This is a genomic window from Flavobacterium sp. 120, assembly GCF_003633605.1.
In the GTDB taxonomy this organism is placed as follows: domain Bacteria; phylum Bacteroidota; class Bacteroidia; order Flavobacteriales; family Flavobacteriaceae; genus Flavobacterium; species Flavobacterium algoritolerans.
On record NZ_RBKZ01000001.1, the window covers coordinates 1,361,143 to 1,387,463 of the forward strand.

Here is a 26,321-nt window from a genome sequence, read left to right on the forward strand (position 1 = left end):
ATATATAGGTATCAAAAAAATTAAAAAAATAGTATTTCGTTCTCTGCTTGGACTAATCCTACTTTTGTTGGTACTCGGTATTACTCTCACCATGCCATTTGTTCAAACAAAAATTGCTCAATATTTTACAAATAGCATTAACAAAGATTTTGGCACTAATATTAATATTGATGAAGTTGCCATTTCAGTTTTTGGAGGTGTAAAGTTTAAAAAAGTATTGATTCGCGATCACCATAAAGATACTTTAATTTATGCCAATAGAATTTCAACCACTATTTTAGAAGGTAAAAAAATGCTCGATGGAGATTTAATCTTTGATGATTTAGATTTACATGGGCTGCTTTTTAATTTGAGAACGTATAAAAACGAAAAACAATCAAATCTAGATAAGTTTATTGCAGCTTTTGAAACTGGAAAGCCATCAACCAAGAAATTTTTATTAAAAGTAAATACTTTAAAAATTTATGATGGTCATTTTATTTTGACTGATGACAATCGTGAGAATCCTAAGGATTTAGATTTTACTAAACTGAATGCTTCAGTAACTGATTTCAAAATATACGGTCCGGATGTTACCACAATGATTAATAAAATGTCATTTTTGGATTTTCGTGGTTTGTATGTTAAAAATTTAAGTTCCAAATTCAGTTATTCGAAAAAGAATATAAAACTGGAAAATCTTGATTTGTTGACCAAAGAATCAACGCTGAAAGGAACCGTTTTATTAAAATATAAAATTGAAGATTTTTCTAATTTTACCGATAAAGTTCAGTTTGATATAAAATTAGATGCAGCATCAATTGCTTCAAATGACATTCGTTATTTTTATAAAGAATTAGGCAAAAACCAACATTTTTATACCAAAGCAAGTATAAAAGGGACTTTAAATGATTTAAGATTTAAAAACTTAAAATTAGTTGATGACCGTAAAACGCGAATCAATGGTGATATCAATTTTAAAAATTTGTTTGCCAAAAAAGGACAAAAATTTTCGATGTATGCCAAATTTGATAAGCTTACTTCCAGCTATGATGATTTAATTGTTATACTTCCCAATATTCTAGGAAATAAATTACCTACTTCTTTAAAAAAATTAGGAAGATTTACCGCTGTAGGAACTTCTAATGTTTCAACTACTGCAGTTGAAGCTGATTTTTCTATGATTACCGCATTGGGAAAAGTAACTTCTAATTTAGCAATACAAAATATTGATGTAATCGATAAGGCTTCTTATTTAGGGAATGTTATTTTAGAAAATTTTGATATCGGGACATTATTTGATCAAAAGGAGCTAGGTAGTGTAAGTTTGAATATTGATGTCGACGGAAAAGGTTTTAAAAGGGAATATCTTAACACCGCAATCAAAGGAGATATTAGTCAAATCGATTATAAAAACTATAATTATACCAATATTGTTGTCAATGGAACGCTTAAAAGTCCTAATTATAAAGGTCAAATATCTGTAAATGACCCTAATTTGAGTATGACTTTTGATGGTTTATTGGATTTAAGTAAAAAAGACAGCCGATATGATTTTCATATTAATGTTGAAAACGCCGATTTAACTAAATTGAAATTAGTAAAAGATTCTGTTTCTATTTTCAAAGGGGACGTTGTGGTGGAAGCTTCGGGAAATAATATAGAGAATTTTCAAGGAAATGTTTACATTAATAAAACGTCTTATCAAAATACAAAGGGAATTTACAACTTTGATGATTTTACAATAATTTCCAGTTTTGACCAAAACAGAATCCGAACCATAACAGTAAACTCTCCGGATATTGTTGAAGGTGAAATTGTAGGTAAATATGAATTCAATCAGTTGGAGAATTTAGTAAAAAATTCTTTAGGAAGTCTTTATACCAATTTCAAACCAAGTAAGGTTAAAAAAGGGCAGTTTCTTAAATTTAATTTCTCTATTTATAATAAAATCATCGAAATATTTTATCCTGATATTTCAATCGGTTCTAATACTATAGTTAAAGGAAATATAAACTCTGATAATCAAGAGTTTAAACTTAATTTTAATTCGCCTCAAATAGTAGCTTCCGATAATACATTTGATAATATCCGAGTTACGGTAGATAATAAAAATCCACTTTATAATGCTTACATTGAATTGGATAGCATAAAAACGAAATATTATAAAATTCGTGATTTTAGTGTGATAAATGTGACCATGAAAGATACTTTGTTCTTTCGTTCAGAATTTAAAGGCGGATCAAAAGGCGAGGATTATTATAATCTGAATTTATACCATACAATTAATAAAGACAACAATAACGTAGTAGGAATCAGCAAATCAGAAGTTAAATTCAAAGACTATCTTTGGTTTTTGAATGAAAATGAAACGCCAAATAATCAGATTGTCTTTGATAAATCATTTAAGAATTTTGACATTGACAATATAATATTGTCGCATGAAAATCAGTCTATTTCGTTAATGGGTGCTTTTAAAGGCTCTAATGTCAAGGATTTGAAATTGAGCTTTAAAGATGTAGATTTAAACCAAATTACGCCCTTCAATAATAAATTTGTTGCACATGGTAATATAAATGGCGAAGTAAATTTCAAGCAAAATAATAATGTTTATCAGCCTACATCTTCTATAGTAATCGATAATTTGAATGTCAATAAAACAGATTTAGGAACTTTGAATTTTGAAATTGAAGGGGATGAAAGCCTTAGAAAGTTTACCATAAATTCTAATTTAGAAAATAAAAATTTTGAATCTTTTAATGCCAATGGAAGCTTTGAAATAGTTAACAAAGAAACCATTCTGGATTTAAAACTAAAATTCGAAAAGTTTAACATTGCAACTCTTAACTCGCTTGGCGGGGAAGTTTTATCAAATATTAGAGGTTCTATTTCCGGTAATGCCACGATTGAAGGAAATCTTAAAAAACCGAATATTAATGGGCGTTTATTTTTGGATGATGCCGGTATAACGATTCCGTATTTGAATGTTGATTATGCATTGAGCAACAATACCATTATTGACCTTACCGATGAGAAATTTCTGTTTAGAAATAATACGCTTACGGATACAAAATACGGAACGATAGGGAAATTAAACGGAAGTATTGAACATAATAATTTTGCAGATTGGAAGCTGGATTTAGCCATTAATTCCAAAAGGCTTTTAGCGTTAGATACTCAAGACAGTGAAGATGCTGCTTATTATGGAACTGCTTTTATTGACGGTATAGCCACTATAAAAGGGCCAACGAATTCTTTGTTTATAAAAGTTGACGCAAAATCTGAAAAAGGAACAGCTGTAAAAATCCCTATTAATAATGCCGAAAGCGTAAGTGATAATGTTTTTCTACATTTTGTGACCGCTCAAGAAAAATACAATCTAGAAAACGGAATTACGGATAATTCCAGAAACTACAACGGACTGGAATTAGAGTTTGATTTGGATATTACACCGGATGCTGAAGTAGAAGTAATTTTGGATCGAAATACTGGTCATGGAATGAAAGGGAAAGGTTTTGGATCTTTATTGTTTAAAATAAATACTTTAGGAAAATTCAATATGTGGGGGGATTTCCAGGCGTATGAGGGAACCTATAATTTTAAATATGGAGGACTTATTGATAAGAAATTTGCAGTTAGAAAAGGTGGTTCTATTTCTTGGGAAGGAAATCCGATGAGAGCACAATTAAACCTTGAAGCGGTATATAAAACGACAGCAAATCCTGCTGTATTGCTAGATAATTCATCGTTTAACACTAAAGTTCCTGTTGAAGTAGTGATTGGTATTCGAGGCGATTTGACGAGTCCAGAACCTGATTTTAATATTGAATTCCCAACAGTAAGTAATGTTTTGAAATCAGAAATTCAATATAAATTAAACGATAAGGATGTAAGACAAACTCAAGCTTTGTATTTATTATCATCCGGTGGTTTTTTAAGTCCGGAAGGAGTGAGTCAATCTGATTTTTCAGGAAGTTTATTCGAGACAGCTTCTAGTATACTTGGTGGAATCATACAATCGGATGATGAGAAATTTAAAGTAGGTCTTAATTTCATTGGCGCCGACAGAAGAATAGGAAAAGAAACAGACGGGCGATTTGTAGCTACAATTTCATCAAAAATTAATGAAAGAATTACGATTAATGGAAAACTCGGAGTTCCTTTTGGAGGGATTAATGAATCAGCAATCGTAGGAGATGTTGAAGTTTTGTATAGAGTAAATGAGGATGGAACACTTAATTTACGTCTTTTTAATAAAGAGAATGATATTAATTATATAGGTCAAGGAATTGGTTATACACAAGGTTTAGGGGTTTCTTATGAGGTCGATTTTGATACTTTTAAAGAGCTAGTTAATAAAATTTTTAAAAATCTAAAAATAGACCGAGCTACTGTTCCTGTTGCCGAAGATCAAGATTCTGATATGTCTCCGGATTATATTAATTTTTCTAAATCAAATAAATCCGTTCCCAAAAAGATCAAGAAAAATCAAGAAGGTTTGCTTCCTGAAGAAAACTAATAGTTGGTCTTTTTGAATACAAAAACTACGAATTCTGAATAAAAATGCATTTTAATGTTGCTGGCGATTAATATTTCGAACAGTCAATCGCTGCATAAAATCATAATTATTTTTTAAAGTTTACAGAAGAAAACCCTCTTTTTGTATCTTAGTAACAAATAGTTAATGTATTGTCTTGATTTTTAATCAAAAAAACAAGCGAATTGTTAATTATCAAATAAAAATCGATTATTTTTCAATTTTGTTAAATAAAATCCTTTTTATTTTGTTTTTCCAAAAACTTATCAACGAAAACGTTTGAATTTGGAACGGTTTACTAATTTATTAAAAACACAGCTTTAAAAGTGCTGAATGTTTGCTAATTTTACACTTTAATACTTAAATAATGCCAAAAACAATAAAAAAAGTTGGCGTTCTAACTTCGGGAGGAGACTCGCCAGGAATGAATGCAGCTATTCGATCAGTTGTTCGAACATGTGCTTATCATAATATAGAATGCATAGGGATTTATAGAGGATATCAAGGAATGATTGAAGGTGACTTCAAAGAAATGGGACCTCGAAGTGTAAACAACATTGTAAATAAAGGAGGGACGATTCTTAAATCGGCTCGATCTTTAGAATTTAAAACTCCAGAAGGAAGAAAAAAAGCACACGAAAATCTTACTAAAGCAGGAATTGACGCTTTAGTGGTAATAGGAGGTGACGGAACTTTTACCGGAGGTTTATTATTCAATACTGAATTTAATTTTCCAGTAATGGGAATCCCAGGAACTATTGATAATGATATTTTTGGGACGAGTCATACTTTAGGGTACGATACTGCTTTAAATACTGTAGTTGATGTAATTGATAAAATTAGAGATACTGCAAGTTCTCACAACCGATTATTCTTTGTAGAAGTAATGGGAAGAGACGCTGGGCATATCGCTTTGAATGCAGGTATTGGTGCAGGAGCCGAAGAAATTTTAATTCCTGAAGAAGATTTAGGTTTAGACCGATTATTAGAATCACTGCAAAAAAGTAAAGCTTCAGGAAAATCATCCAGTATAGTTGTTATTGCTGAAGGAGATAAAATTGGGAAAAATGTATTCGAATTAAAAGATTATGTTGAAGCCAATTTGCCTGAATATGATGTTAGAGTTTCAGTTTTAGGTCACATGCAGCGAGGTGGTTCCCCATCTTGTTTTGACAGAGTCTTAGCCAGTAGATTAGGTGTAAAAGCCGTTGAATCTTTATTGGAAGGGAAGTCAAATTATATGGTTGGATTGCAAAATGATAAAGTAGCGTTAACGCCTTTAGAACAAGCAATTAAAGGAAAAACAATGATTGATAGAGAATTATTGAGAGTTTCAGACATTATGTCTACATAAGTGGTTAAAGTTTATTGTGAGGAAATTAGACTTTAGGTTGAGTTAATAAAAATAAACAAAAAAATTAAAGTAAAATGTCAAAAGTAAAATTAGGAATAAACGGATTTGGAAGAATTGGAAGAATTGTTTTCAGAGAGTCTTTCAACAGAGATAATGTAGAAGTTGTAGCTATCAATGATTTATTAGATGTAGATCACTTAGCTTACTTATTAAAATATGATTCAGTTCACGGTCGTTTCAATGGAACTGTTGAAGTTACAGATGGAAAACTTTTTGTAAACGGAAAAAACATTCGTATTACTGCTGAAAGAAATCCTGCAGATTTAAAATGGAATGAAGTTGATGTTGATGTAGTTGCTGAATGTACTGGTTTCTTTACAACTATTGAAACTGCAAACGAGCACATCAAAGGTGGTGCAAAAAAAGTAATTATTTCAGCTCCTTCTGCTGATGCTCCAATGTTTGTAATGGGAGTAAACCATGAGGAAGCTTTAGCAACTGATATGGTTGTTTCTAATGCATCTTGTACTACTAACTGTTTAGCTCCATTAGCTAAAGTTATCAATGATAACTTTGGAATTGTTGAAGCGTTGATGACTACTGTTCACGCAACAACTTCAACTCAAATGACTACTGATGGTCCTTCTAGAAAAGACTGGAGAGGTGGACGTGCTGCTTCATGCAACATCATCCCATCTTCTACAGGTGCTGCTAAAGCAGTAGGAAAAGTTATTCCTTCATTGAACGGGAAATTAACAGGTATGTCAATGCGTGTTCCTACAACTGATGTTTCTGTAGTTGATTTAACTGTAAAAGTTGAAAAAGAAACTACTTACGAAGAAATTATGGCTGTATTGAAAAATGCTTCTGAAACTACAATGAAAGGTATCTTAGGATATACTGAAGATTTAGTTGTTTCTCAAGATTTCGTTTCTGATTCAAGAACATCTATCATTGATGCTAATGCAGGAATTGGATTGAACTCTACTTTTTTCAAAATCATCTCTTGGTATGATAATGAATATGGTTATTCTAGCAAATTAATTGATTTATCTGTACATATTGCAGGTTTAAAATAATTCTTTATATTTACAAATCCCGTTATATTATATTTAACGGGATTTTATTTTTTGTTTACTTTTTTGAATGTAAATTTTATACTGCACACATTTTAAACTAGAAAAACGAAACACAAAAACCAAAAAAACCAAAAAAAATGAGATTATTAGTTGATAGTGGTTCTACTAAAGCCGATTGGATTGCGATAGATGATGCCGGAAAAGTATTGTTCACCACACAAACATTAGGATTAAATCCAGAAATTCTAGATGGAGATGAAATTATTGAACGTCTAAATGATCGTTTTGATATATTGCAAAATAAAAAAGAGGCCACTCATTTATTTTTCTATGGCGCAGGCTGTGGAACTGATAGAATGAAAATTTCACTTTCACAAATTTTTCAAAACTATTTTCCTAACGCAATTATTGTAGTTGAAGAGGATACTTACGCTGCAGTTTACGCTACAACGCCTAAAGGTGAAAAAGCTATTGTCAGCATATTAGGAACCGGATCTAACTGTAGTTATTTTGATGGAAAAGAATTGCACCAAAAAGTACAATCATTAGGATATATCGTTATGGATGATTGTAGCGGTAATGTTTTTGGAAAAGAATTAATCAGAAAGTATTATTTCAATAAAATGCCAAAAGAATTGGCAGTAGAATTTGAGAAAGAATACGATTTAGATCCTGATGCTATTAAAAGTAAATTATACAAAGAAGCAAATCCTAATGCTTATTTAGCAACATTTGCAAAGTTCTTAATTCAACATAAAGACACTGAGTTCTGTAGAAAAATAATTTTAAAAGGAATGAAATCTTTTGTAAAAAATTATATTAAACAATTTGATAATTGCAAGGAAGTACCTGTTCACTTTGTGGGATCTATTGCATTTTATTTAAAAGATGAATTACAAGAGACTTTCGATAAATATGAATTACAATTAGGGAATGTACTTAGAAGACCAATTGATGGACTTATTGCGTATCATATTGCCAACAAATAAAAATCTAAATGATTGCAATACTTAACTAAAGTATTGCAATCATTGAAATTTCAACATTTACATTTTTTGGCAAACAAGCCACTTGAACCGTTTCACGAGCTGGAGCGGTTTTTTCGTTAAAATAAGAACCATAAACGGTATTTATTTTTCCAAAATCATTCATGTCCATGATGAATATGGTTGTTTTTACAACATTTTCAAATGACATTCCTGCTGCTTCAAGTACGGCTTTCATGTTTTGCATTACTTGCTCAGTTTCCGCTTCAATACTATCCGTAGTCAATTCTCCAGTTGCAGGATTAATTGCAATCTGACCAGAAGTATATAGCGTATTTCCTTTAAGAACAGCTTGGTTATAAGGCCCGATTGGTGCCGGAGCATTTTCTGTAAAAATTATCTTTTTCATAAAACTATGTTTTTTATATAGTAAAAAGTTTAATAATCAATTATCGGTTTATGGTGCTTCGCTTATCCCATTTGATATCACTAAGAACACCAGATTTGATTCCGATAAAGAAACCCCAATTTGCATTTGTTCCAAATGGGGACCAGTTGAAATCCATTCTCCAACTCAATAAATCCCTCTCAAAACGAAGCTGTGTGAAAGTAACTCCTTTTTGTACAAAATCATAACCTGTAGATACTCCGGCTTTCCATTTTGGAGTTATGTCAGCATTTGCTGAAATCATTATAGAATTACCAATAATTTTATTTTCTCGATTGTTATTTCCGTATGTCAGGGAATAAGCAAATGTCATGTCCCAAGGCAACTTTGAATTGAAAAATTCTGAGATTTTATCTTCGCCTTCGTCTTCATCCTCTTCATCAAATTGACTTCTTCGGCTGTCACCTAAATCAGTATTTGTCCCAAATAAATCATCTTCACGACCACCATTTCGTTGACTTTGGGTATTCTTGTCCTTATCGGTTTTGTCTTTGCCCTGGCTCGAAATAGAATAATTTAAAGTCATATTCGAACTTGTCATTCTAAAAAGACTTCCGCCATTATCAATGTTGAACACATTTATTCGGTTTCCTGAATTGTCAATGGCATAAGGGTCTAATGTAGCACCAAAATTGACATTCATTTTGTTGTCTAATAATGTTGTACCACCGCTAACTCTTATTGGAGCAAAAGCAAGTGTAGTTACGCCATCTGCATCAAGATTATAACTAGTGGAAAGGTTCAAGTTATTAAGCAGCATTATTTTTTTAGGTTCCACTTTGGTGCTGTCTTTGTCTGTAACTTTTGCTTCAAAAGTATTACTCAAATCAAAACCTAACGTATTGGAATTATTTAATCCCGGAGCACCAAAAATTCCACTTTCAAATCTTGAATATTGTTTCATTGTCCCGCTAGCGTCTGAAGCATAGGTGTCGTAGTATTTTTCAAAACTAGGAGTATAGCCATACGATACAGATGGTCTCATGACGTGTCTTATCGATTTGATTTTTTTGTCATTACCAAAATTAAAAGTTCCATATATAGTTGTTCCTACGCTGGATGAAAAGGAGTATGTTCTAAAAGCGTCAAATCCATTTATGGTTTTATCAACAACTTTACTTTGGTCAACATCATAACTTCTTTCAATTGTTTTGGTATACCAAATTTCCTCGTAGTTCATGGAAGTAGAGGCACTAAAATATTTAAATAATTTAAAATTGGTGCTTAATGGAATGCTGTGTTGAAAACCAACTTTTGCATCTCTAAACATTTGTGGTTTAAAGAATAAGGAGTCAGTAGTTACGATGCTATTTCTACCGTTTAAATTGTATTGTAAATTGATGTTTTTGAAAAAACCTTTCTTCACTCCATCTTTACTTACAAAAGGATAAATCCTGTCAACACTCAATTGTAGTGTTGGTAAAGTCATATTGATTTCTTCTGTTTGTGTATTTTGAGAGTGTGTTGCGGTCAAAGACATTCTGACTTGTGGAACTGAAGTAAATGTTTTTGAATACGATATCGAAGAGCTTAGTGTATTATTAAGATTGGAACCAATATTAACCTGATTGATGGATTGCTTGAAGTATTTACTGCTTCCAAGATTCACAGAAGCTGAAAAACTGGAATTAGGATTCGATTTAGAATCTTTGGAATGAGACCATTGAATGTTATAAATATTTTGTTTCAAATAATCAGGATATCCTCTTTCACTGGTGATTAAATTTTCGAATCTAATGTTTAAGTTTCCTCTATAATTATATCTTTTGGCATAACTGGATTCAAAACGCAAACCATAACTTCCATTGGTATAATAATCTCCCAAAACGGTTAAATCATAATTGTCGCTCAACGCAAAATAATATCCTAAATTTTGAAGAGAAAATCCACGATTGTTGGAGTCGTTATAGCTGGGTAAAATCAATCCTGAAATGCTGGTTTCTTTACTCATTGGAAAAAAAGCAAACGGTAAAGCAATAGGAGTCGGAACATTTGCAATGACCATATTAGTCAATCCGGTAACTACTTTTTTACCGGGAATAAATTTTACTTTGTTGGTTTGGAAATAATATTCAGGATTATCAACATCTTTTGAAGTGGTAAAACGAGCTCCTTTTAAAAAATAAACAGAGTCATTTTCTTTTTTTGTTATGGAAGCTTTAATTTTAAATTCTCCTTGATCTGATCTGGAATTCCAGATTAAAGCTTTTTTTGTTTTAAAATTAAAACGAATTGAATCTGGTTCTACCACATTTGCGCCTTGCTTGAAATTTGGGTATTGTGTGTAAGCACCAGTTGAATCTTTAATACGTCCTGCGTAGACTTCGTTTTTCTCATAATCCATAACGATTATACCAGATTTCAATTCGACATCTTGATAATACAGTTCTGCTTTATCATACAATGTAATGAGCTTTTTCTTTTGGTCAATTTTAGCATATTGATCCGCTTTGTATCTCACCTTTCCATCAAGAAATGCTTTTTGAGGTTTTACAGTGTCTTTTTTTATGGAGTCAGCTTCTTTTTTAACAGATAAAGGAGCAGTATTTTTTTTGCTAGTATCTAAATTGGTAGTGTCTGCTTGTTTTTTTGCGGATATAGCCGTCTTTTTTTTTGTTATATCTTGAGAATATAATTTACCACACCCCAATGACAGGAAAAATGATAATAAAACGATATTAAATAAGTTTGTATGCAAAGGTTTAAATGCTATTTTTGTAAAATTATGGCCTGTTTTTTGACATGTCAAACTTACATATAATTTTTTGTCAAAAATAGCCAAATAAAAAATTTTATGAGGGTAGTGTTTTAATTAAATTAACTTTTGGATTTATGCGTATTACATATAAAATAAAAATAATATTAACTTTTATTTTGACGATAATTTCTTTATCGAGCTTTAGTCAATCCAATATTTTCAAGGTAACTTTAGATGCAGGCCACGGTGCACATGATTTTGGTGCTGTTTATGAAGGACGTGTGGAAAAAAACATTGCCTTGGCAGTAGTTTTGAAAGTTGGAAAAATATTAGAAGCAACACCACAGATTAATGTCAACTATACCCGAAAAACAGATGTGTTTATTGATTTAATTGAAAGAGCGAATATTGCCAATAGATTTAACGCTAATATTTTTGTTTCGATTCATTGTAATGCCAATAGAAATACTGCTGCCGATGGAACTGAGACCTACGTAATGGGTTTAAGTAAAGTAGCGTCAAATCTTGAAGCCGCTAAAAAAGAGAACTCTGTAATAACATTAGAGAAAGATTACAAACAAAAATACGAAGGATTTGATCCAAACTCTCCGGAGACTATGATAGGAATGACTTTGATGCAGGAAGAATATTTAGACAATAGTATTTCATTAGCAAGTAAGGTAGAAGATTCTTTTGCAGATTTAGGAAAAAAAATTAGAGGAGGAGGAGTAAAGCAAGCACCTTTTATGGTACTTCATAAAGCTTACATGCCTAGAGTATTAATCGAAATGGGATTTATCTCGAATTCTATTGAAGGAAATATATTAAATTCTGAAGACGGTCAAAATGAAATTGCCAAAGCTATCGCTGATGCAATTATCAGTTATAAAAAAGAATATTTTGGTAATGGTGAAACTGAAATTTTTGAAGAGTTGCCTTCGCAAAAAATCAACGAAAAACCTATAAGAGATACTGTTTCTCCTGCTAAACCTAAAATGATTCCACAAGCCGCAGCAGAATCATCACAAGTAAAAAAAGCGGTTGATAATGCTAAGCCTTTATTCAAAGTGCAACTTTCTGCCAGTAGTAAAAAATTAGATTTAGTTCCAAGAAATTTTAATGGACTTAAAAATATTTCTGTAGCCTATGAAAACAGGGTTTACAAATATATGTATGGTGAAACCTCAGATTATGATGAAGCAAAAAAGCAACTAAGCGAGGCGAAAGAAAAAGGATATAATTCTGCGTTTTTGATTGCATTTAAAAATGGAGAGAAAGTTAATATCCAAGACGTAATTAAATAGTAATAGCTTATCTTTTTTATATTAAATTTGTAAAAAAAATACTTATATTTTGAAAATAACCAGAGGATTCAAAACCACAATTTTAGCGCTATTTCTATTTTTCTGCTCAAATACTTTTTCTCAATCCAATCAAAAGTTTACGGTTATTTTAGATGCGGGTCACGGAGGTAAAGATCCGGGGAATTCCTATCATGGCTTTGTTGAAAAAGAAATTGCTCTTAAAACGACTTTGAAATTAGAAAAATACCTTAAAAAAGATAATAATATTCAAGTTGTTTATACCAGAAAATCAGATGTTTTTATAGAATTAAAGGATAGACCAAAAAAAGCAAATAGTATTGATGCTAATTTATTTGTTTCTATCCATTGTAATTCTGTTGATAACCCAATTCCCTTTGGGACAGAGACTTTTGTAATGGGTTTGGCAAGAAGTAAAGGTAATTTAGAAATTGCTAAACAAGAAAATTCGGTGATATTACTGGAGAAAGATTACAAGCAAACCTACAAAGGTTTTGATCCTAAGAATCCTGAAACCTTGATTGGATTAAAAATTCTGCAAGAAGATTATTTAGATCGAAGCATAAATCTGGCTTCAAAAATTGAGAGTAATTTTAAAAATAAATTACATCGAAAATCAAGAGGTATAAAACAGACTCCACTATGGGTTTTGGATGCGGCTTATATGCCAAGTGTATTGATTGAATTGGGTTTTTTATCCAATAGCGAAGAAGGTCTTTATTTAAATTCAGAGGAAGGACAAAATAATATGGCAGAAGCTATTGCATCAGCGATTATTGCTTACAAGAAAGAATATTTTGGAACACCATCCAATGATGATTATGAAGAGCTGCCATCTAAAAAAGTAATCGAAAATGAGATAAAAGATACTTCAAAGAGTACTAAATCAAAACGAATTATAGAAAAACAAGTTTCGCAAAAGCAAGAGTCGAAAACACAAAATTCTGATGTAGTTTTTAAAGTTCAATTTGCCGCCGGAAATAAAAATATTAAATTAAATCCTTCAAATTTTAAAGGATTAAAAAATGTTTCGATGACAACAAGCAATGGATCTTTATATAAGTATGCATATGGCTTAACATCAGACTATAACACTGCAAAAGAGGATTTGAAAGTTGTGAAATCCAAAGGGTATACTTCAGCGTATATAATTGCAATTAAAGATGGAAAGAATATTAGTATTCAAGAAGCACTTAAATAATTACAACAAGTCAAATATTTTATATTAAATTTGTAAAAAATACTTAAATTTTGAAAATAACACGAGAAATTAAAACTGCTATTTTAGTAATTGCATCTATTTTATTATTTATCTGGGGCTACAGTTTTTTGAAAGGAAGAGACCTTTTTACCAATTACAAAACATTTTATGTCGAATATAAAAGTGTAGAAGGTTTAGCCACATCTGCGCCGGTTACACTAAACGGATTAGTTATTGGTAAAGTTAGCAGTATCACAATTGATGAAAACACAGGTGTATTATTAGTTGAATTACAATTAAAAACTGATTTTCCAATTTCTAAATCGAGTACAGCTTCTATTTATGAGCCAGGATTTATCGGAGGAAAACAAATTGCAATTATTCCTAATTTTGATGATAAAATATTAGCTGTTGATGGTCAAAAATTGCAAGGCGGAGTAAAATTAGGACTAACAGATAAAGTTGGAGATCAATTAGCGCCACTTCAAGAAAAATTAGAAAAGTTATTGGGAAGTACTGAAAAATTAATTTCAGGATTGAATAATGTTTTAGACCAAAAAGGACAGCAGGATTTAAAACTTACCTTAGCGGAATTGAGCAAGACTATTGAGCAATTTCATAAAGCTTCTTTAAGCGTTAATACATTATTAGATGCTAACAAAACTCAAATCAATGGAGTTGTTACTAATTTTAATAAAATATCCGGAAATTTTTCTAAAATATCTGATTCGCTGAATAAAGCTGATTTGGGTAAAACGGTTAAAAATCTAAATGCAACTTTAGCCAGAGTCGATGGTATTATGACTGGTTTAGAATCTGGTAAAGGTTCTATGGGGAAATTATTGAACGATGAAGCTTTCTACCAGAATATTAAAAGTTCCACAAAAGAATTAGAATTATTATTGCAGGATGTTCGACTTTACCCAACTAGATATGTAAATATTTCTTTATTTGGAAAGAAAAACAAACCTTATGTTGCTCCTGTAAACGATTCTATACCTAATGTAAAAAATTAGCAATTATGAGCTATTTAGACAATATTTTATTTGCCATTCTATTGGTAATTGGTTTTGGATATTTTTTCAACAGTGTTAAAAAAATTAGAAGGAATATCAATCTTGGAACCGATGTAAATCGTTCAGATAATCCCAAAGCACGATGGACTAATATGGCCATGATTGCTCTTGGTCAATCTAAAATGGTGAAAAGACCTATTGCTGGAGTATTGCATATTATTGTCTATGTAGGTTTTGTAATTATAAACATAGAATTATTAGAAATTATTATTGACGGACTTTTTGGGACGCATCGTGTTTTTGCTTTTTTAGGAACTACGTACGATGTACTGATTGCTTCTTTCGAAATTTTGGCTCTTTTAGTTTTAGTTGCAGTTGCTTCTTTTTGGATAAGAAGAAATATCATCAAACTAAAGCGATTTGCTAATCCTGATTTGGCAGGAGCACCTAAAAACGATGCTAATTACATCTTGTATTTTGAGGTAGTTTTAATGACATTGTTTTTATTGATGAATGCTTCTGATTTGCATTTGCAGAATGTGCCTGGAGGTTTTTCTCATTTTATTAAGGCAGGTTCATTTCCAATAAGCCAATTTATTGAGCCATTATTCAATGGAATGTCAAATGAATTAGTAATGCTTCTTTCTGAAATATTCTGGTGGTTGCATATTACCGGGATTCTGATTTTCATGAACTATCTTTATTTTTCTAAACATTTACACATTCTGTTAGCGTTTCCAAATACGTATTTTGCGAATCTAAATCCTCAAGGACAATTTGATAATTTAGAATCTGTTACTAAGGAAGTAAAACTAATGATGGATCCAAATGCTGATCCTTTTGCAGCAGCACCAGTAGATGAAAATGCAGTTCCAAGTAAATTTGGAGCCAGTGACGTTCAGGATTTAAATTGGGTTCAGTTATTGAATGCTTATACCTGTACCGAATGTGGTCGTTGTACTTCATCTTGTCCTGCGAATATAACCGGGAAAAAATTGTCTCCACGTAAAATCATGATGGATACAAGAGATCGATTGGAAGAAGTAGGAAGAAATATTGATGCCAATAAAGGTGTTTTTATTCCGGATAACAAAACATTATTGAACGATTATATCACTCCTGAAGAACTTTGGGCATGTACATCATGTAATGCGTGTGTAGAGGAATGTCCTGTAAATATTAGTCCGCTTTCAATTATCATGGATATGAGACGCTATTTAGTAATGGAACAGAGTGCTGCACCAATGCCAATTAATGCAATGATGACTAATATAGAGAATAACGGTGCGCCATGGCAATACAATCAGCAAGACCGATTGAATTGGAAAAACGAATAGTCGTTAAATCGTTTAATTGGTTATTTGTTTAACGAATAACCGATTTATAAATTAAGAATTTGTGATTAACCAAATAAGCAAATAACCGAATCAACAAAATAGTATGTCAGAGAATTTAATAGTGCCAACTATGGCCGAAATGTTAGCTCAAGGGAAACAACCAGAAGTTTTATTTTGGGTAGGTTGTGCTGGAAGTTTTGATGATAGAGCAAAGAAAATAACGAAGGCATTTGTTCGAATTTTAAATCGTGCCAATGTATCTTTTGCCGTTTTAGGTACTGAAGAAAGTTGTACCGGTGATCCTGCAAAAAGAGCTGGAAATGAGTTTTTGTTTCAAATGCAAGCCATGATGAATATCGAGGTTTTGAATGCATACGAAGCAAAAAAAATTGTTACTGCTTGTCCACATTGTTTCAATACGCTAAAAAACGAATACCCAGAATTAGGCGGAAAATATGAAGTTGTTCATCATACTGAGTTTTTGAAATCGTTGTTAGACGACGGAAGATTAACCATTGAAGGAGGACAATTTAAAGGAAAACGAATTACTTTTCATGACCCTTGCTATTTAGGAAGAGCCAATAATGTGTATGAAGCGCCAAGAGATTTGATTCTTAAATTGGATGCTGAATTAGTAGAAATGAAACGTTCTAAAGCTAACGGTTTATGTTGTGGTGCCGGTGGTGCCCAAATGTTTAAAGATGCTGAACCTGGAAACAAGGAAGTCAATGTTGAAAGAACCGAAGACGCATTAGAAACAAAACCAGAAATTATTGCTGCGGGTTGTCCTTTTTGTAATACCATGATGACTGACGGTATTAAAAACAAAGAAAAGGAAGGCGAAGTAAAAGTTATGGATATTGCTGAATTAATTGCTAATGCACAAGATTTGTAATTATGAAAAAAATATTTTTTATTCTAATTGTACTTTGTAATTCAGTGTCATATTCTCAGGATATTTTTGATGTTATTGGAAAAGAAACTTGTGAATGTTTAAATGCAAAAAAGATAGATTATTCTAAGATGAATAAAAAGGAGATGCAGACCCAAGTTGGAGTGTGCATGATACAAAGTTATTCTTCTCATCTTTCAGAATTTAAACCGGAAGATAAAATAAGTTTTGATGATGAAAAAGGAATGCAAAACTTAGGAGAAAAAGTAGCAATGAAAATGATGGTTAGTTGTCCCGAAATTATTATGGAAATGGGCAAAAGATCTATTGATGAGGATGATTCTATAGAGGAAGTAAAAGACATTGCTTTTATTGAAGGTGAAGTAACCGAAATAAAAACAGAACAATTTATCACACTTCAGGTAAAAGATAAAAATGGAAGAAATTTTAGTTTTCTGTTATTAGATTACTTTGAAACAGCCTCTTTATTAACTAATAATGAGATTAATAAAAAAGATAGTATAAAAGTGAGTTATACTGAAATTGAACTCTTTGATCCAAAAAATAAAGAATTTAGATATTTTAAAGTTATAACTGATTTAGCAAAAAAGTAAATTTTTAATTTTCTGAAAATCTAGAAAAAAATAATATTATGTACGTTCCATTTGAAAATTTACCCGAAGAATCCAGAATCTGGATTTATCAATCAAACAGAAAATTTTCGGATGCCGAGTTTTCTGAAATAGAAACTGCTTTGCAATCCTTTCTTGAAGGTTGGGCTGCACACGGTACCAGTTTAGAATCATCGTATCAATTAAAATACAACCGATTTATCATTATTGCCGTAAATCAGGATGTACAAGCAGCTACAGGATGTTCTATAGATTCATCTGTGGAATTTATTCAAAGTTTAGAACAAAAATACACGGTTGATTTATTGGATAAAATGAATGTTACTTTCAAACTTGGAGAGCATATTGCCCACAAGCCTTTGATTGATTTCAAGAAAATGGTAAAAGATAAAGCAGTTACTGAAAATACTATAGTTTTCAATAATTTAGTTAATAATATAGAAGAATACAATGAATCTTGGGAAGTTCCTGCCATCGATAGCTGGCATAGTCGCTTTTTTTAAACAAAACAGTTCAATGAGAAAAATAGGCATCAAAATTGTTTTATTTTATGTCTTAATTTTCTTTGTTGCTTCAAGTTGTGTTGGGACAAAAATTAATAAGAATAAAGTAATTGTAGCCAACATTCCGTCCAAAATTGAAAATTTGGACAGTATCAAATCGAGTAATACACCCACACTTTTTGAATTATCTCCCGAAGGAAATAAATGGGTTGATAGTGTTTACAATGCTATGACTTTAGAGGAGAAATTTGGGCAATTATTTATGGTTGCCGCTTATTCTAATAAAGATACTGTACACTTCAAGGGCATTGATAAACTGATTCAGGAAAGCAAAATTGGAGGATTGATTTTCTTTCAAGGTGGTCCTGTTCGTCAAGTTAAATTATCCAATCGTTTTCAATCGAAGTCAAAAATCCCTTTGTTTATTGGTAGTGATGCTGAGTGGGGATTGAGCATGCGATTAGATTCTACCTATCGTTATCCTTGGAATATGACACTTGGAGCCATCCAGGACATGAAATTGTTGGAGAAAGTTGGTCTTCAGATGGGAAAACAAAGTAAACGATTGGGTTTGCAATTTAACTTTGCTCCAGTTCTTGATATCAATACAAATCCCAGAAATCCTATAATAGGTTTTCGCTCTTTTGGCGAAGATAAATTCAAAGTTACAGAACGCGCCATTGCTTTAATGAAAGGGGTTCAGAGTCAAGGAATCTTTTCTACAGGAAAGCATTTTCCTGGTCATGGCGATACTGAAACGGATTCACATAAAGGATTACCAACGATTAATTTTTCGAAAGAAAGATTAATGGATGTAGAGTTTTATCCGTATAAAAAAATGTTTCATGAAGGACTTTCTTCTGTTATGGTGGCGCATTTAAACGTTCCCAGTTTAGAGTCAAGACCTAATTATCCTTCATCGATTTCCTATAATGTCGTAACTGATATTCTTCAAAAAGAATTAGGATTCAAAGGACTTATTTTTACTGATGCTTTGAATATGAAAAGTGTAAGTAACTTTAAATTACCAAGCGAAATTAATTTTGAAGCTTTTATGGCTGGAAATGATGTGTTGTTATTTCCTGAAGATGTTCCTTCTGCAATTGAAAAATTTAAGCTGGCCTATTCAGCTAATTTATTTTCTGACGAAAGATTGGCTTTTTCGGTAAAGAAAATTTTGAAATTTAAATACAAAGCAGGTTTAAACTCTTATAAACCTATTGCAACAGAAAATTTATATAACGATTTAAACTCATCTGAAAATGATGCTTTACAATATGAGTTGTATGAAAACGCAGTTACTGTTCTAAAAAATACGGCTGCTGTTTTACCAATTAAAAATTTGGAAAAACAAAAAATAGCCTATGTAAAAATAGGAGATGACAGTAATGATGCTTTTGTTTCGACTTTAAAAAAATACGCTGACGTAACTGTAGTTGCAGATACTAATTTGGATAGTTTACAAGTAAAATTGCAACCGTTTACAACTGTAATCATTGGATATCATAAATCAGATGTTGCTTTTAGAAACGATGATTTAAAATCTAATGAATTGTTTAAAATCAATTTTTTAGCTAAAAACAATAATGTAATTCTGGATGTTTTTGCAAAACCGTATTCGTTATTACCTATTACAAATTTTGATGATTTCGAAGGATTGGTTGTTTCCTATCAAAACAGTACGATTTCACAAATAGTTTCTGCAGAACTAATTTTTGGAGCGATTGAAGCCAAAGGAAAATTACCGGTTTCTATTAATACAAGCTTCAAAGTAAATGATGGCTTAGCAACTGAAAAATTAAATCGTTTAGGATTCACAACCCCTGAAAATGTGGGAATGAATGCTGAAATTTTATCCAAAATTGATGCCATTGCCAATAAAGCGATTAATGGCAAAATGACGCCTGGAATTCAAGTTTTGGTAGCCAGAAAAGGTAAAGTTATTTATCAAAAATCATTCGGGCATCATACGTATGATAAAACGATTAAAGTTCAAGATTCAGATATTTATGATGTTGCTTCGTTGACAAAAATTCTGGCTACGTTGCCGAATGTTATGTTGCAATACGATCAGCAAAAAATAAATCTGGAAACTACATTAGGAACCATGTCTCCCATTTTTAAAGATTCCAATAAAGCGAATATTAATTTTAAAGATTTATTATCTCATTACGCTGGACTTGCCGCAGGAATTCCATTTTATAAAGCGACAATGGATAAATCTAAATTTCCTTCGGAAGTTTATTTTAGAAAAACCTCCGAAGAGCAGTTTTCTAAACGAATGACAGACAGTCTTTTTGTAAGAAATGATTTTAGCGACACCATTATGAAAATGATTGTTAAGAGCAAGCTTTCCTTGAAAAAAGAATACAAGTACAGCGATCTTACTTTTATGATTTTGAAAGATTATTTAGAAAAAACAACGGGTAAAACATTAGATATTTTGATTCAGGAGAATTTCTACCGCTCACTCGGAATGAATAATTCCAGTTTCAATCCGTTAGGGAAATTTGATAAAAACAGAATTCCACCAACAGAAACAGATACGTATTTCCGTCATCAACTTTTACAAGGATATGTTAACGATTTATCTGCTGCTTTAGAAGGCGGAGTTTCCGGGCATGCCGGTGTTTTTTCGAACGCCATGGATGTGGCTAAAATAATGGAGCTTTACTTGCAAAAAGGGAATTATGGCAATCAGCAGTATTTTTCTGAAAAGACATTTGAAGATTTTAATACGTGTTATTTTTGTGCGGCAGGAAATAGGAGAGGTGTCGGTTTTGATAAACCACAATTAGGTGCTGAAGGACCTACGTGCGGTTGCGCTTCGATGACTAGTTTTGGTCATACCGGTTACACCGGAACAATGGCTTGGGCTGATCCCGAAACGCAAATTGTCTATGTGTTTTTATCGAATAGAACTTTTCCAATAGCAGGTGAAAATAGATTATCCAAAGAAAACATTCGGGAAGATATTCAAAAGGTGATTTATGAAGCGATTATAAACTAAGCTTACTTTGACGGAATAATAAAATAGTCCAAATGAAATTATAGACAATTTCATTTGGACTATTTTTTTGTTAAAATGATTTTATTAGCAGTATTTCATTACAAATTTTGCCTGTATTATAGTATATTTGAGATAAAAACTGTTTGATGAAAAATAGGAATACCGTTTTTACAAAAGTCTATTTAATTGTGTTGCTTTTTTGCATGACTTTTGTAAATGCTCAAAATAGTGATATAAATATTTTACGGGATATCAATGTTCATAGAAATAAGAGTTTAGATCCTACTTTTAAATTAGTAACAAATAGTGCGGTTCCAATCAGTGTTGCAACTCCCATTATTCTATATTCGGTTGCTTTAATTAAGAAAGATAGTACCATCAAGAAACAAGCAATTTTTATAGGAGAAGCATTCTTGGTAAATGCATTTATTACCACAGCATTGAAACATACTATAAAAAGAGACAGACCATTTGAAACCTATCCGGATATCGATCAAGCAACGTCGTCTGTTGGTAATTCCTTTCCTTCGGGACATACTTCTTTAGTTTTTGCAACAGCAACATCACTGAGTTTGGCTTATCCTAAATGGTATGTTATTGCCCCATCATTTGTTTGGGCAGGAGCAGTGGGATATTCTCGAATGCATTTAGGGGTTCATTATCCAAGTGATGTATTTGCTGGAGCAATTATCGGCACTGGCTCGGCTTATCTTAGTTATAAAGTGAATAAATGGATTAATAAAAAAAGTACTAAAAAGGACAAATAGTACTTTAAACACTATGATTATTGTTTGAAAACGAAAAGAATTCAAGTCTGAAACATTTTATTGTAAACAAATAATTGTTGGGTAATTATTAGCATTAATTTTATGTGCTGTATCAAAAGATAAAACATTAAATTCAACTAACTTTACAGTAATAGTAACACTTTGGTTAGTATTAGTATTTTTCTTTTACTAAAAATAAATTAGCTAAAATGACACACAAACAGGATATGGATGATAAACAAGCTTGCTGTGCCTTAGAAGAAAAAAAAGTCAATAAAGCAGAGCAAGATGCAGGATGTTGTTCTTCTCACAGTGAGTCACAACATAATGATGAGGAAGATCACGATCATTCTACTGGAAATGAAAGCACTTTCAGAATGTTTTTACCTTCCATAATTAGTTTTATAGGATTGCTGATTGCATTATTGTTTGATAATTACGTTCCACAATCTTGGTTTAATGGTTGGATTCGAATCGTTTGGTATATTATAGCTTATATTCCGGTAGGTTTTCCAGTTTTGAAAGAAGCGTATGAAAGCATCCGTAAAGGAGCTATTTTTTCTGAATTTTTCTTGATGGGAATTGCTACGTTAGGCGCATTTGGAATTGGTCAATATGCCGAAGGTGTGGCTGTAATGTTATTCTATGCCATTGGTGAATTATTCCAGATGTTAGCCGTAAAAAGAGCAAAATCGAATATAAAATCATTATTAGACCAAAGACCTGATGTAGCAAATGTAATTGAAGGAGTGAATATTGTTTCCAAAAAAGCTTCGGATGTAACCATTGGAGAAATCATAGAATTGAAACCAGGTGAAAAATTAGCTTTAGACGGAAAATTACTTTCTGATCATGCCACTTTCAATACTGCAGCATTAACAGGAGAAAGTAAACCTGATACCAAATCTAAAGGAGAAACAATCCTGGCAGGAATGATTAATCTCAATACGGTTTCTCAAGTAGAAGTAACTACAGCATTTAAGGATAGTAAATTATCTAAAATTCTGGAAATGGTTCAGGAAGCTACTGCAAAAAAAGCACCAACAGAATTGTTTATCCGGAAATTTGCTAAAATTTACACACCAATTGTGGTCTATCTGGCGATAGCAATTTGTGTGCTTCCAATAGTATTTATGGACAATTATGTTTTTAAGGATTGGTTGTACAGAGCATTGGTTTTCTTAGTGATTTCTTGTCCTTGCGCATTGGTAATTTCTATTCCGTTAGGGTATTTTGGAGGAATTGGCGCAGCAAGTAAAAACGGAATTTTATTCAAAGGATCTACGTTTCTGGATATAATAGCATCAGTCAAAGTAGTCGTTTTTGATAAAACAGGAACATTGACTAAAGGGGTTTTCAAAGTTCAAAAAGTTGTAGCTGTAGGAATTCCAGAGACCGATTTGATACGATATACAGCCGCAATTGAAACTAAATCCACACATCCCGTGGGTTCGGCAATTATAGAATTTGCCAAAGACCATACAAAAGCTACTAGTGTAACTGAAGTAAAGGAAATTCCAGGATTGGGATTAAAAGGTTTTGTGGATGGAAAAGAGATTTTAGTTGGAAATGCTAAGTTGATGAAAAATTACAATATCACTTATGATGCTGAAATTGATACTATTCCATTTACAATTATACTTGTTGCTGTCAATCAAAAATATGCTGGTTATTTTATTATTGCTGATGAAGTTAAAGAAGATGCAAAAGAGGCAATTAGGAACTTACACAAATTAAATGTCGAAACCATTATGCTTTCTGGCGATAATCAATCAATAGTTTCTGTTGTTGGCAAAGAGTTGAATATTGATCAGGCTTTTGGAAATTTATTGCCTGAAAACAAAGTTGAAAAACTAGAGGCTTTATTGAAGCAAAATTTAAGCGTTGCATTTGTTGGTGATGGAGTAAATGATGCTCCGGTAATTGCTTTGGCAAATGTAGGAATTGCAATGGGTGGTTTAGGAAGTGACGCCACCATTGAAACTGCTGATGTTGTTATTCAAAATGATCAACCCACTAAGATTTATACTGCAATTAATATTGGAAAAAAGACAAAACAAATTGTTTGGCAAAACATTTTTTTAGCTTTTACCGTTAAATTGATAGTTTTGGTAATGGGAGCAGGAGGATTAGCTACGATGTGGGAAGCAGTTTTTGCGGATGTTGGCGTCGCTTTATTAGCGATTTTAAATGCGGTAAGAATCCAACGTATTAAGTTTTAGACTTTAAAGATTTAACTTAAATTTCCATAAAACACATTCCTATTTTTATTAATTTCGTTTCACTAAAATACATAGATGAAAATTGCAATAGTTTGTTATCCTACCTTTGGAGGAAGTGGTGTTGTCGCTACAGAATTAGGTCTTGAATTGGCAAGACGTGGTCACGAAATCCATTTTATAACGTATAGTCAACCTGTACGTTTGGCACTTTTAAATCCAAATGTGCATTACCACGAAGTGAATGTTCCTGAATATCCATTATTTCATTATCAACCATACGAATTGGCTTTGTCAAGCAAATTAGTGGATATGGTAAAGCTATATAAAATCGAGTTATTGCATGTGCATTATGCAATTCCTCATGCTTATGCAGGTTATATGGCCAAACAAATGCTGAAAGATGAGGGAATTAATATTCCGATGGTGACTACACTTCACGGAACTGATATTACATTAGTTGGGAACCATCCATTTTATAAACCAGCCGTAACTTTTAGCATTAACAAATCTGATTTTGTTACTTCGGTTTCCCAAAGTTTGAAAGATGATACCCATAAATTATTTAATATTAAAAATGAAATTGAGGTAATTCCTAATTTTATAGAATTAGATAAAAACCATAATGATCCAAGTACAGCTTGTCATCGTTCCGTAATGGCTAATAAAAATGAGAGAATTATTACGCATATCAGTAATTTCAGAAAAGTAAAACGAATTCCGGATATAATTAAAATTTTCTATAATATTCAAAAAGAAATTCCTGCTAAATTGATGATGGTAGGGGATGGTCCTGAAAAAGAAAAAGCAGAATATTTATGTCAGGAATTAGGAATTCAGGATAAAGTCATCTTTTTTGGAAACAGTAATGAGATTGATAAAATTTTGAGTTATACTGATTTATTCTTGTTGCCATCTGAAACAGAAAGTTTTGGACTTGCGGCTCTCGAAGCAATGGCTTGGAGTGTTCCCGTAATTTCAAGTAATTCCGGAGGTTTACCAGAAGTAAATTTTGACGGTATTTCCGGATATTTAAGCAATGTTGGGAATACAGATGAAATGGCACAAAACGCTTTGAAAATTTTAAAAGATGACGCTACTCTTCATAAATTTAAAGAAAATGCGCTGTCAGTTGCAAAACAATTTGACATCAAAAACATCTTGCCGCTTTATGAAGCTTTATATAAAAAAGCGATAAAAAAATACGCATAGATTTTACATTTTTCTAAAATAAAAAGTAGTAAGACTTTTTGAAATTAATCCATTAACCAATAAAATGTTGCAATGAAAAAAATAATAGTATCACTAGTTGCTGTCGCTTTAGTTTCCTGCGGTGCAACAGTTACAAAAAGTTCTGATAAAAGTTCTTTATATGAAGTCTTGACGCAACAGACAAACGGTGGTGCAAGTATTCGTTTTTTTGAGATTCTTTCGGAGCCAAATGAAATTGCAATGTTGCAGAACGATGAAAATCTAAAAAATAAAATCAGCTCAAATGATGTTCAGACTGCGAATTTTATCGTTTTGAATATGGGAGAAAAAACATCTGGAGGGTATAGTATAGGGATTGATAGTGTTATCGAAACCGATAAAAATATTGTTATCACCATAAAAGAAACTAATCCTGAACCGGGAAGTATGGTTACACAAGCTTTTACAAATCCTTTTTGTGTAGTCAAGATAAATTCCAAGAAAGAGATTATTTTTAAATAAAAAAAACGCCACTATTGCTAGTGGCGTTTTTAATATGTTTTCTAGATAATACTAGAATCTATATCTAATACTTAAGGCTAAGTCTGGACCAAAATTATCTTCTCTAAAATTATCAGAATTGAAATAAAGTTCTGGTCTGATATCCAAAGCTAATTGTATTGGAGCTTCATTAAAGTTATACTCAATACCAAGATCTCCAGCAACAAAAACAAATGCGCCGCTGTCATCAATATCATTGTTGTTGTTGAAATCATTATCATAACTCCAGCTACCTACACCACCACCAACACCTGCATACCAGTTGAAACCACCTTCTATGTTCCAAACCCATTGGTATATACCTGTTAATTTCAAAGCATCAACATTATTGCTGTTTCTCCAACCTAAGTCTAATTCTAAACGGTTGTTATCGCCTAAACCCCTTTGGTAAGAAAGTTCTCCTCCAAATCCGTCATTATCTCCTAGACGTAGACCTAAAGCATTTTTCGAAATATCTTGTGCTTGTGCAGTAAATGCTAATCCCATTAACATTATTGCTGATAAAATAATTTTTTTCATAAGTAAGTTTTTTATAGATACAAATGTATAATTAAGTAGGGTATGAAGTTTATAAAATTTTATAGAAAAG

Annotated in this window: 19 protein-coding genes; 16 read left to right on the forward strand and 3 right to left on the reverse strand. The window is 31.9% G+C overall.

The window, feature by feature from the left end:
• Positions 1-91: 91 nt before the first annotated feature.
• From C8C87_RS05905 to C8C87_RS05920, 4 genes are all read left to right on the forward strand, one after another.
• A complete protein-coding gene (locus tag C8C87_RS05905; protein WP_121341943.1) occupies positions 92-4,498 on the forward strand; it encodes a translocation/assembly module TamB domain-containing protein in 4,407 nt (1,468 codons plus the stop codon).
• A 385-nt stretch (positions 4,499-4,883) separates the two neighbouring features.
• The gene (gene pfkA, locus C8C87_RS05910) at positions 4,884-5,870 is read left to right on the forward strand and encodes a 6-phosphofructokinase (RefSeq protein ID WP_099715673.1); all 987 of its coding nucleotides are present in this window, start codon (positions 4,884-4,886) and stop codon (positions 5,868-5,870) included.
• 74 nt (positions 5,871-5,944) lie between these two features.
• Positions 5,945-6,949, forward strand: a complete 1,005-nt coding sequence (gene gap, locus C8C87_RS05915; protein WP_099715672.1) for a type I glyceraldehyde-3-phosphate dehydrogenase — start codon at positions 5,945-5,947, stop codon at positions 6,947-6,949.
• A 137-nt stretch (positions 6,950-7,086) separates the two neighbouring features.
• Positions 7,087-7,938 (forward strand): N-acetylglucosamine kinase, encoded by an 852-nt coding sequence (locus tag C8C87_RS05920; RefSeq protein WP_099715671.1) that lies wholly within the window; start codon positions 7,087-7,089, stop codon positions 7,936-7,938.
• A gap of 25 nt (positions 7,939-7,963) precedes the next feature.
• Here C8C87_RS05920 and C8C87_RS05925 read toward each other — a convergent pair whose 3' ends face one another.
• Together C8C87_RS05925 and C8C87_RS05930 are read right to left on the reverse strand one after the other, a co-directional pair.
• Positions 7,964-8,344: a RidA family protein gene (locus tag C8C87_RS05925; RefSeq protein ID WP_121341945.1), complete on the reverse strand. Its 381-nt coding sequence runs from the start codon at positions 8,342-8,344 to the stop codon at positions 7,964-7,966.
• Between the two features lie 40 nt (positions 8,345-8,384).
• The gene (locus tag C8C87_RS05930) at positions 8,385-11,132 is read right to left on the reverse strand and encodes a putative LPS assembly protein LptD (RefSeq protein ID WP_121343303.1); all 2,748 of its coding nucleotides are present in this window, start codon (positions 11,130-11,132) and stop codon (positions 8,385-8,387) included.
• An 83-nt stretch (positions 11,133-11,215) separates the two neighbouring features.
• Between C8C87_RS05930 and C8C87_RS05935 the strand changes: the two genes are divergently transcribed.
• The 12 genes from C8C87_RS05935 to C8C87_RS05990 all read left to right on the forward strand — a co-directional run bounded on the left by C8C87_RS05935 (position 11,216) and on the right by C8C87_RS05990 (position 25,693).
• Positions 11,216-12,385: an N-acetylmuramoyl-L-alanine amidase gene (locus C8C87_RS05935; protein WP_121341947.1), complete on the forward strand. Its 1,170-nt coding sequence runs from the start codon at positions 11,216-11,218 to the stop codon at positions 12,383-12,385.
• A 49-nt stretch (positions 12,386-12,434) separates the two neighbouring features.
• On the forward strand, positions 12,435-13,604 hold the full coding sequence (locus tag C8C87_RS05940; protein ID WP_233550011.1) for an N-acetylmuramoyl-L-alanine amidase: 1,170 nt from the start codon (positions 12,435-12,437) through the stop codon (positions 13,602-13,604).
• A 50-nt stretch (positions 13,605-13,654) separates the two neighbouring features.
• Positions 13,655-14,620, forward strand: coding sequence for an MlaD family protein (locus C8C87_RS05945; protein ID WP_121341949.1), 966 nt, complete (start codon positions 13,655-13,657; stop codon positions 14,618-14,620).
• Positions 14,621-14,625: 5 nt separating this feature from the next.
• Positions 14,626-15,957 carry a (Fe-S)-binding protein gene (locus C8C87_RS05950; protein WP_121341951.1) on the forward strand — a complete coding sequence of 444 codons (1,332 nt, stop codon included), beginning with the start codon at positions 14,626-14,628 and terminating at the stop codon, positions 15,955-15,957.
• 103 nt (positions 15,958-16,060) lie between these two features.
• Positions 16,061-16,852, forward strand: a complete 792-nt coding sequence (locus C8C87_RS05955; protein ID WP_114755209.1) for a (Fe-S)-binding protein — start codon at positions 16,061-16,063, stop codon at positions 16,850-16,852.
• 2 nt (positions 16,853-16,854) lie between these two features.
• Positions 16,855-17,463 carry a hypothetical protein gene (locus tag C8C87_RS05960; protein WP_121341953.1) on the forward strand — a complete coding sequence of 203 codons (609 nt, stop codon included), beginning with the start codon at positions 16,855-16,857 and terminating at the stop codon, positions 17,461-17,463.
• Positions 17,464-17,501: 38 nt separating this feature from the next.
• The gene (locus C8C87_RS05965) at positions 17,502-17,984 is read left to right on the forward strand and encodes an ABC transporter ATPase (RefSeq protein ID WP_099715664.1); all 483 of its coding nucleotides are present in this window, start codon (positions 17,502-17,504) and stop codon (positions 17,982-17,984) included.
• A 13-nt stretch (positions 17,985-17,997) separates the two neighbouring features.
• Positions 17,998-20,994 (forward strand): glycoside hydrolase family 3 N-terminal domain-containing protein, encoded by a 2,997-nt coding sequence (locus C8C87_RS05970; protein ID WP_121341955.1) that lies wholly within the window; start codon positions 17,998-18,000, stop codon positions 20,992-20,994.
• A 146-nt stretch (positions 20,995-21,140) separates the two neighbouring features.
• On the forward strand, positions 21,141-21,761 hold the full coding sequence (locus tag C8C87_RS05975; RefSeq protein ID WP_121341957.1) for a phosphatase PAP2 family protein: 621 nt from the start codon (positions 21,141-21,143) through the stop codon (positions 21,759-21,761).
• A gap of 209 nt (positions 21,762-21,970) precedes the next feature.
• Complete coding sequence (locus tag C8C87_RS05980; protein ID WP_199716369.1) at positions 21,971-23,983, forward strand: heavy metal translocating P-type ATPase; 2,013 nt, start codon at positions 21,971-21,973, stop codon at positions 23,981-23,983.
• 75 nt (positions 23,984-24,058) lie between these two features.
• Positions 24,059-25,192, forward strand: a complete 1,134-nt coding sequence (gene bshA / locus C8C87_RS05985) for an N-acetyl-alpha-D-glucosaminyl L-malate synthase BshA (protein ID WP_099715661.1) — start codon at positions 24,059-24,061, stop codon at positions 25,190-25,192.
• A 72-nt stretch (positions 25,193-25,264) separates the two neighbouring features.
• Positions 25,265-25,693 (forward strand): protease complex subunit PrcB family protein, encoded by a 429-nt coding sequence (locus C8C87_RS05990; RefSeq protein WP_121341959.1) that lies wholly within the window; start codon positions 25,265-25,267, stop codon positions 25,691-25,693.
• A 51-nt stretch (positions 25,694-25,744) separates the two neighbouring features.
• Here C8C87_RS05990 and C8C87_RS05995 read toward each other — a convergent pair whose 3' ends face one another.
• Positions 25,745-26,251, reverse strand: coding sequence for a hypothetical protein (locus C8C87_RS05995; RefSeq protein ID WP_121341960.1), 507 nt, complete (start codon positions 26,249-26,251; stop codon positions 25,745-25,747).
• Between the last annotated feature and the right edge of the window lie 70 nt (positions 26,252-26,321).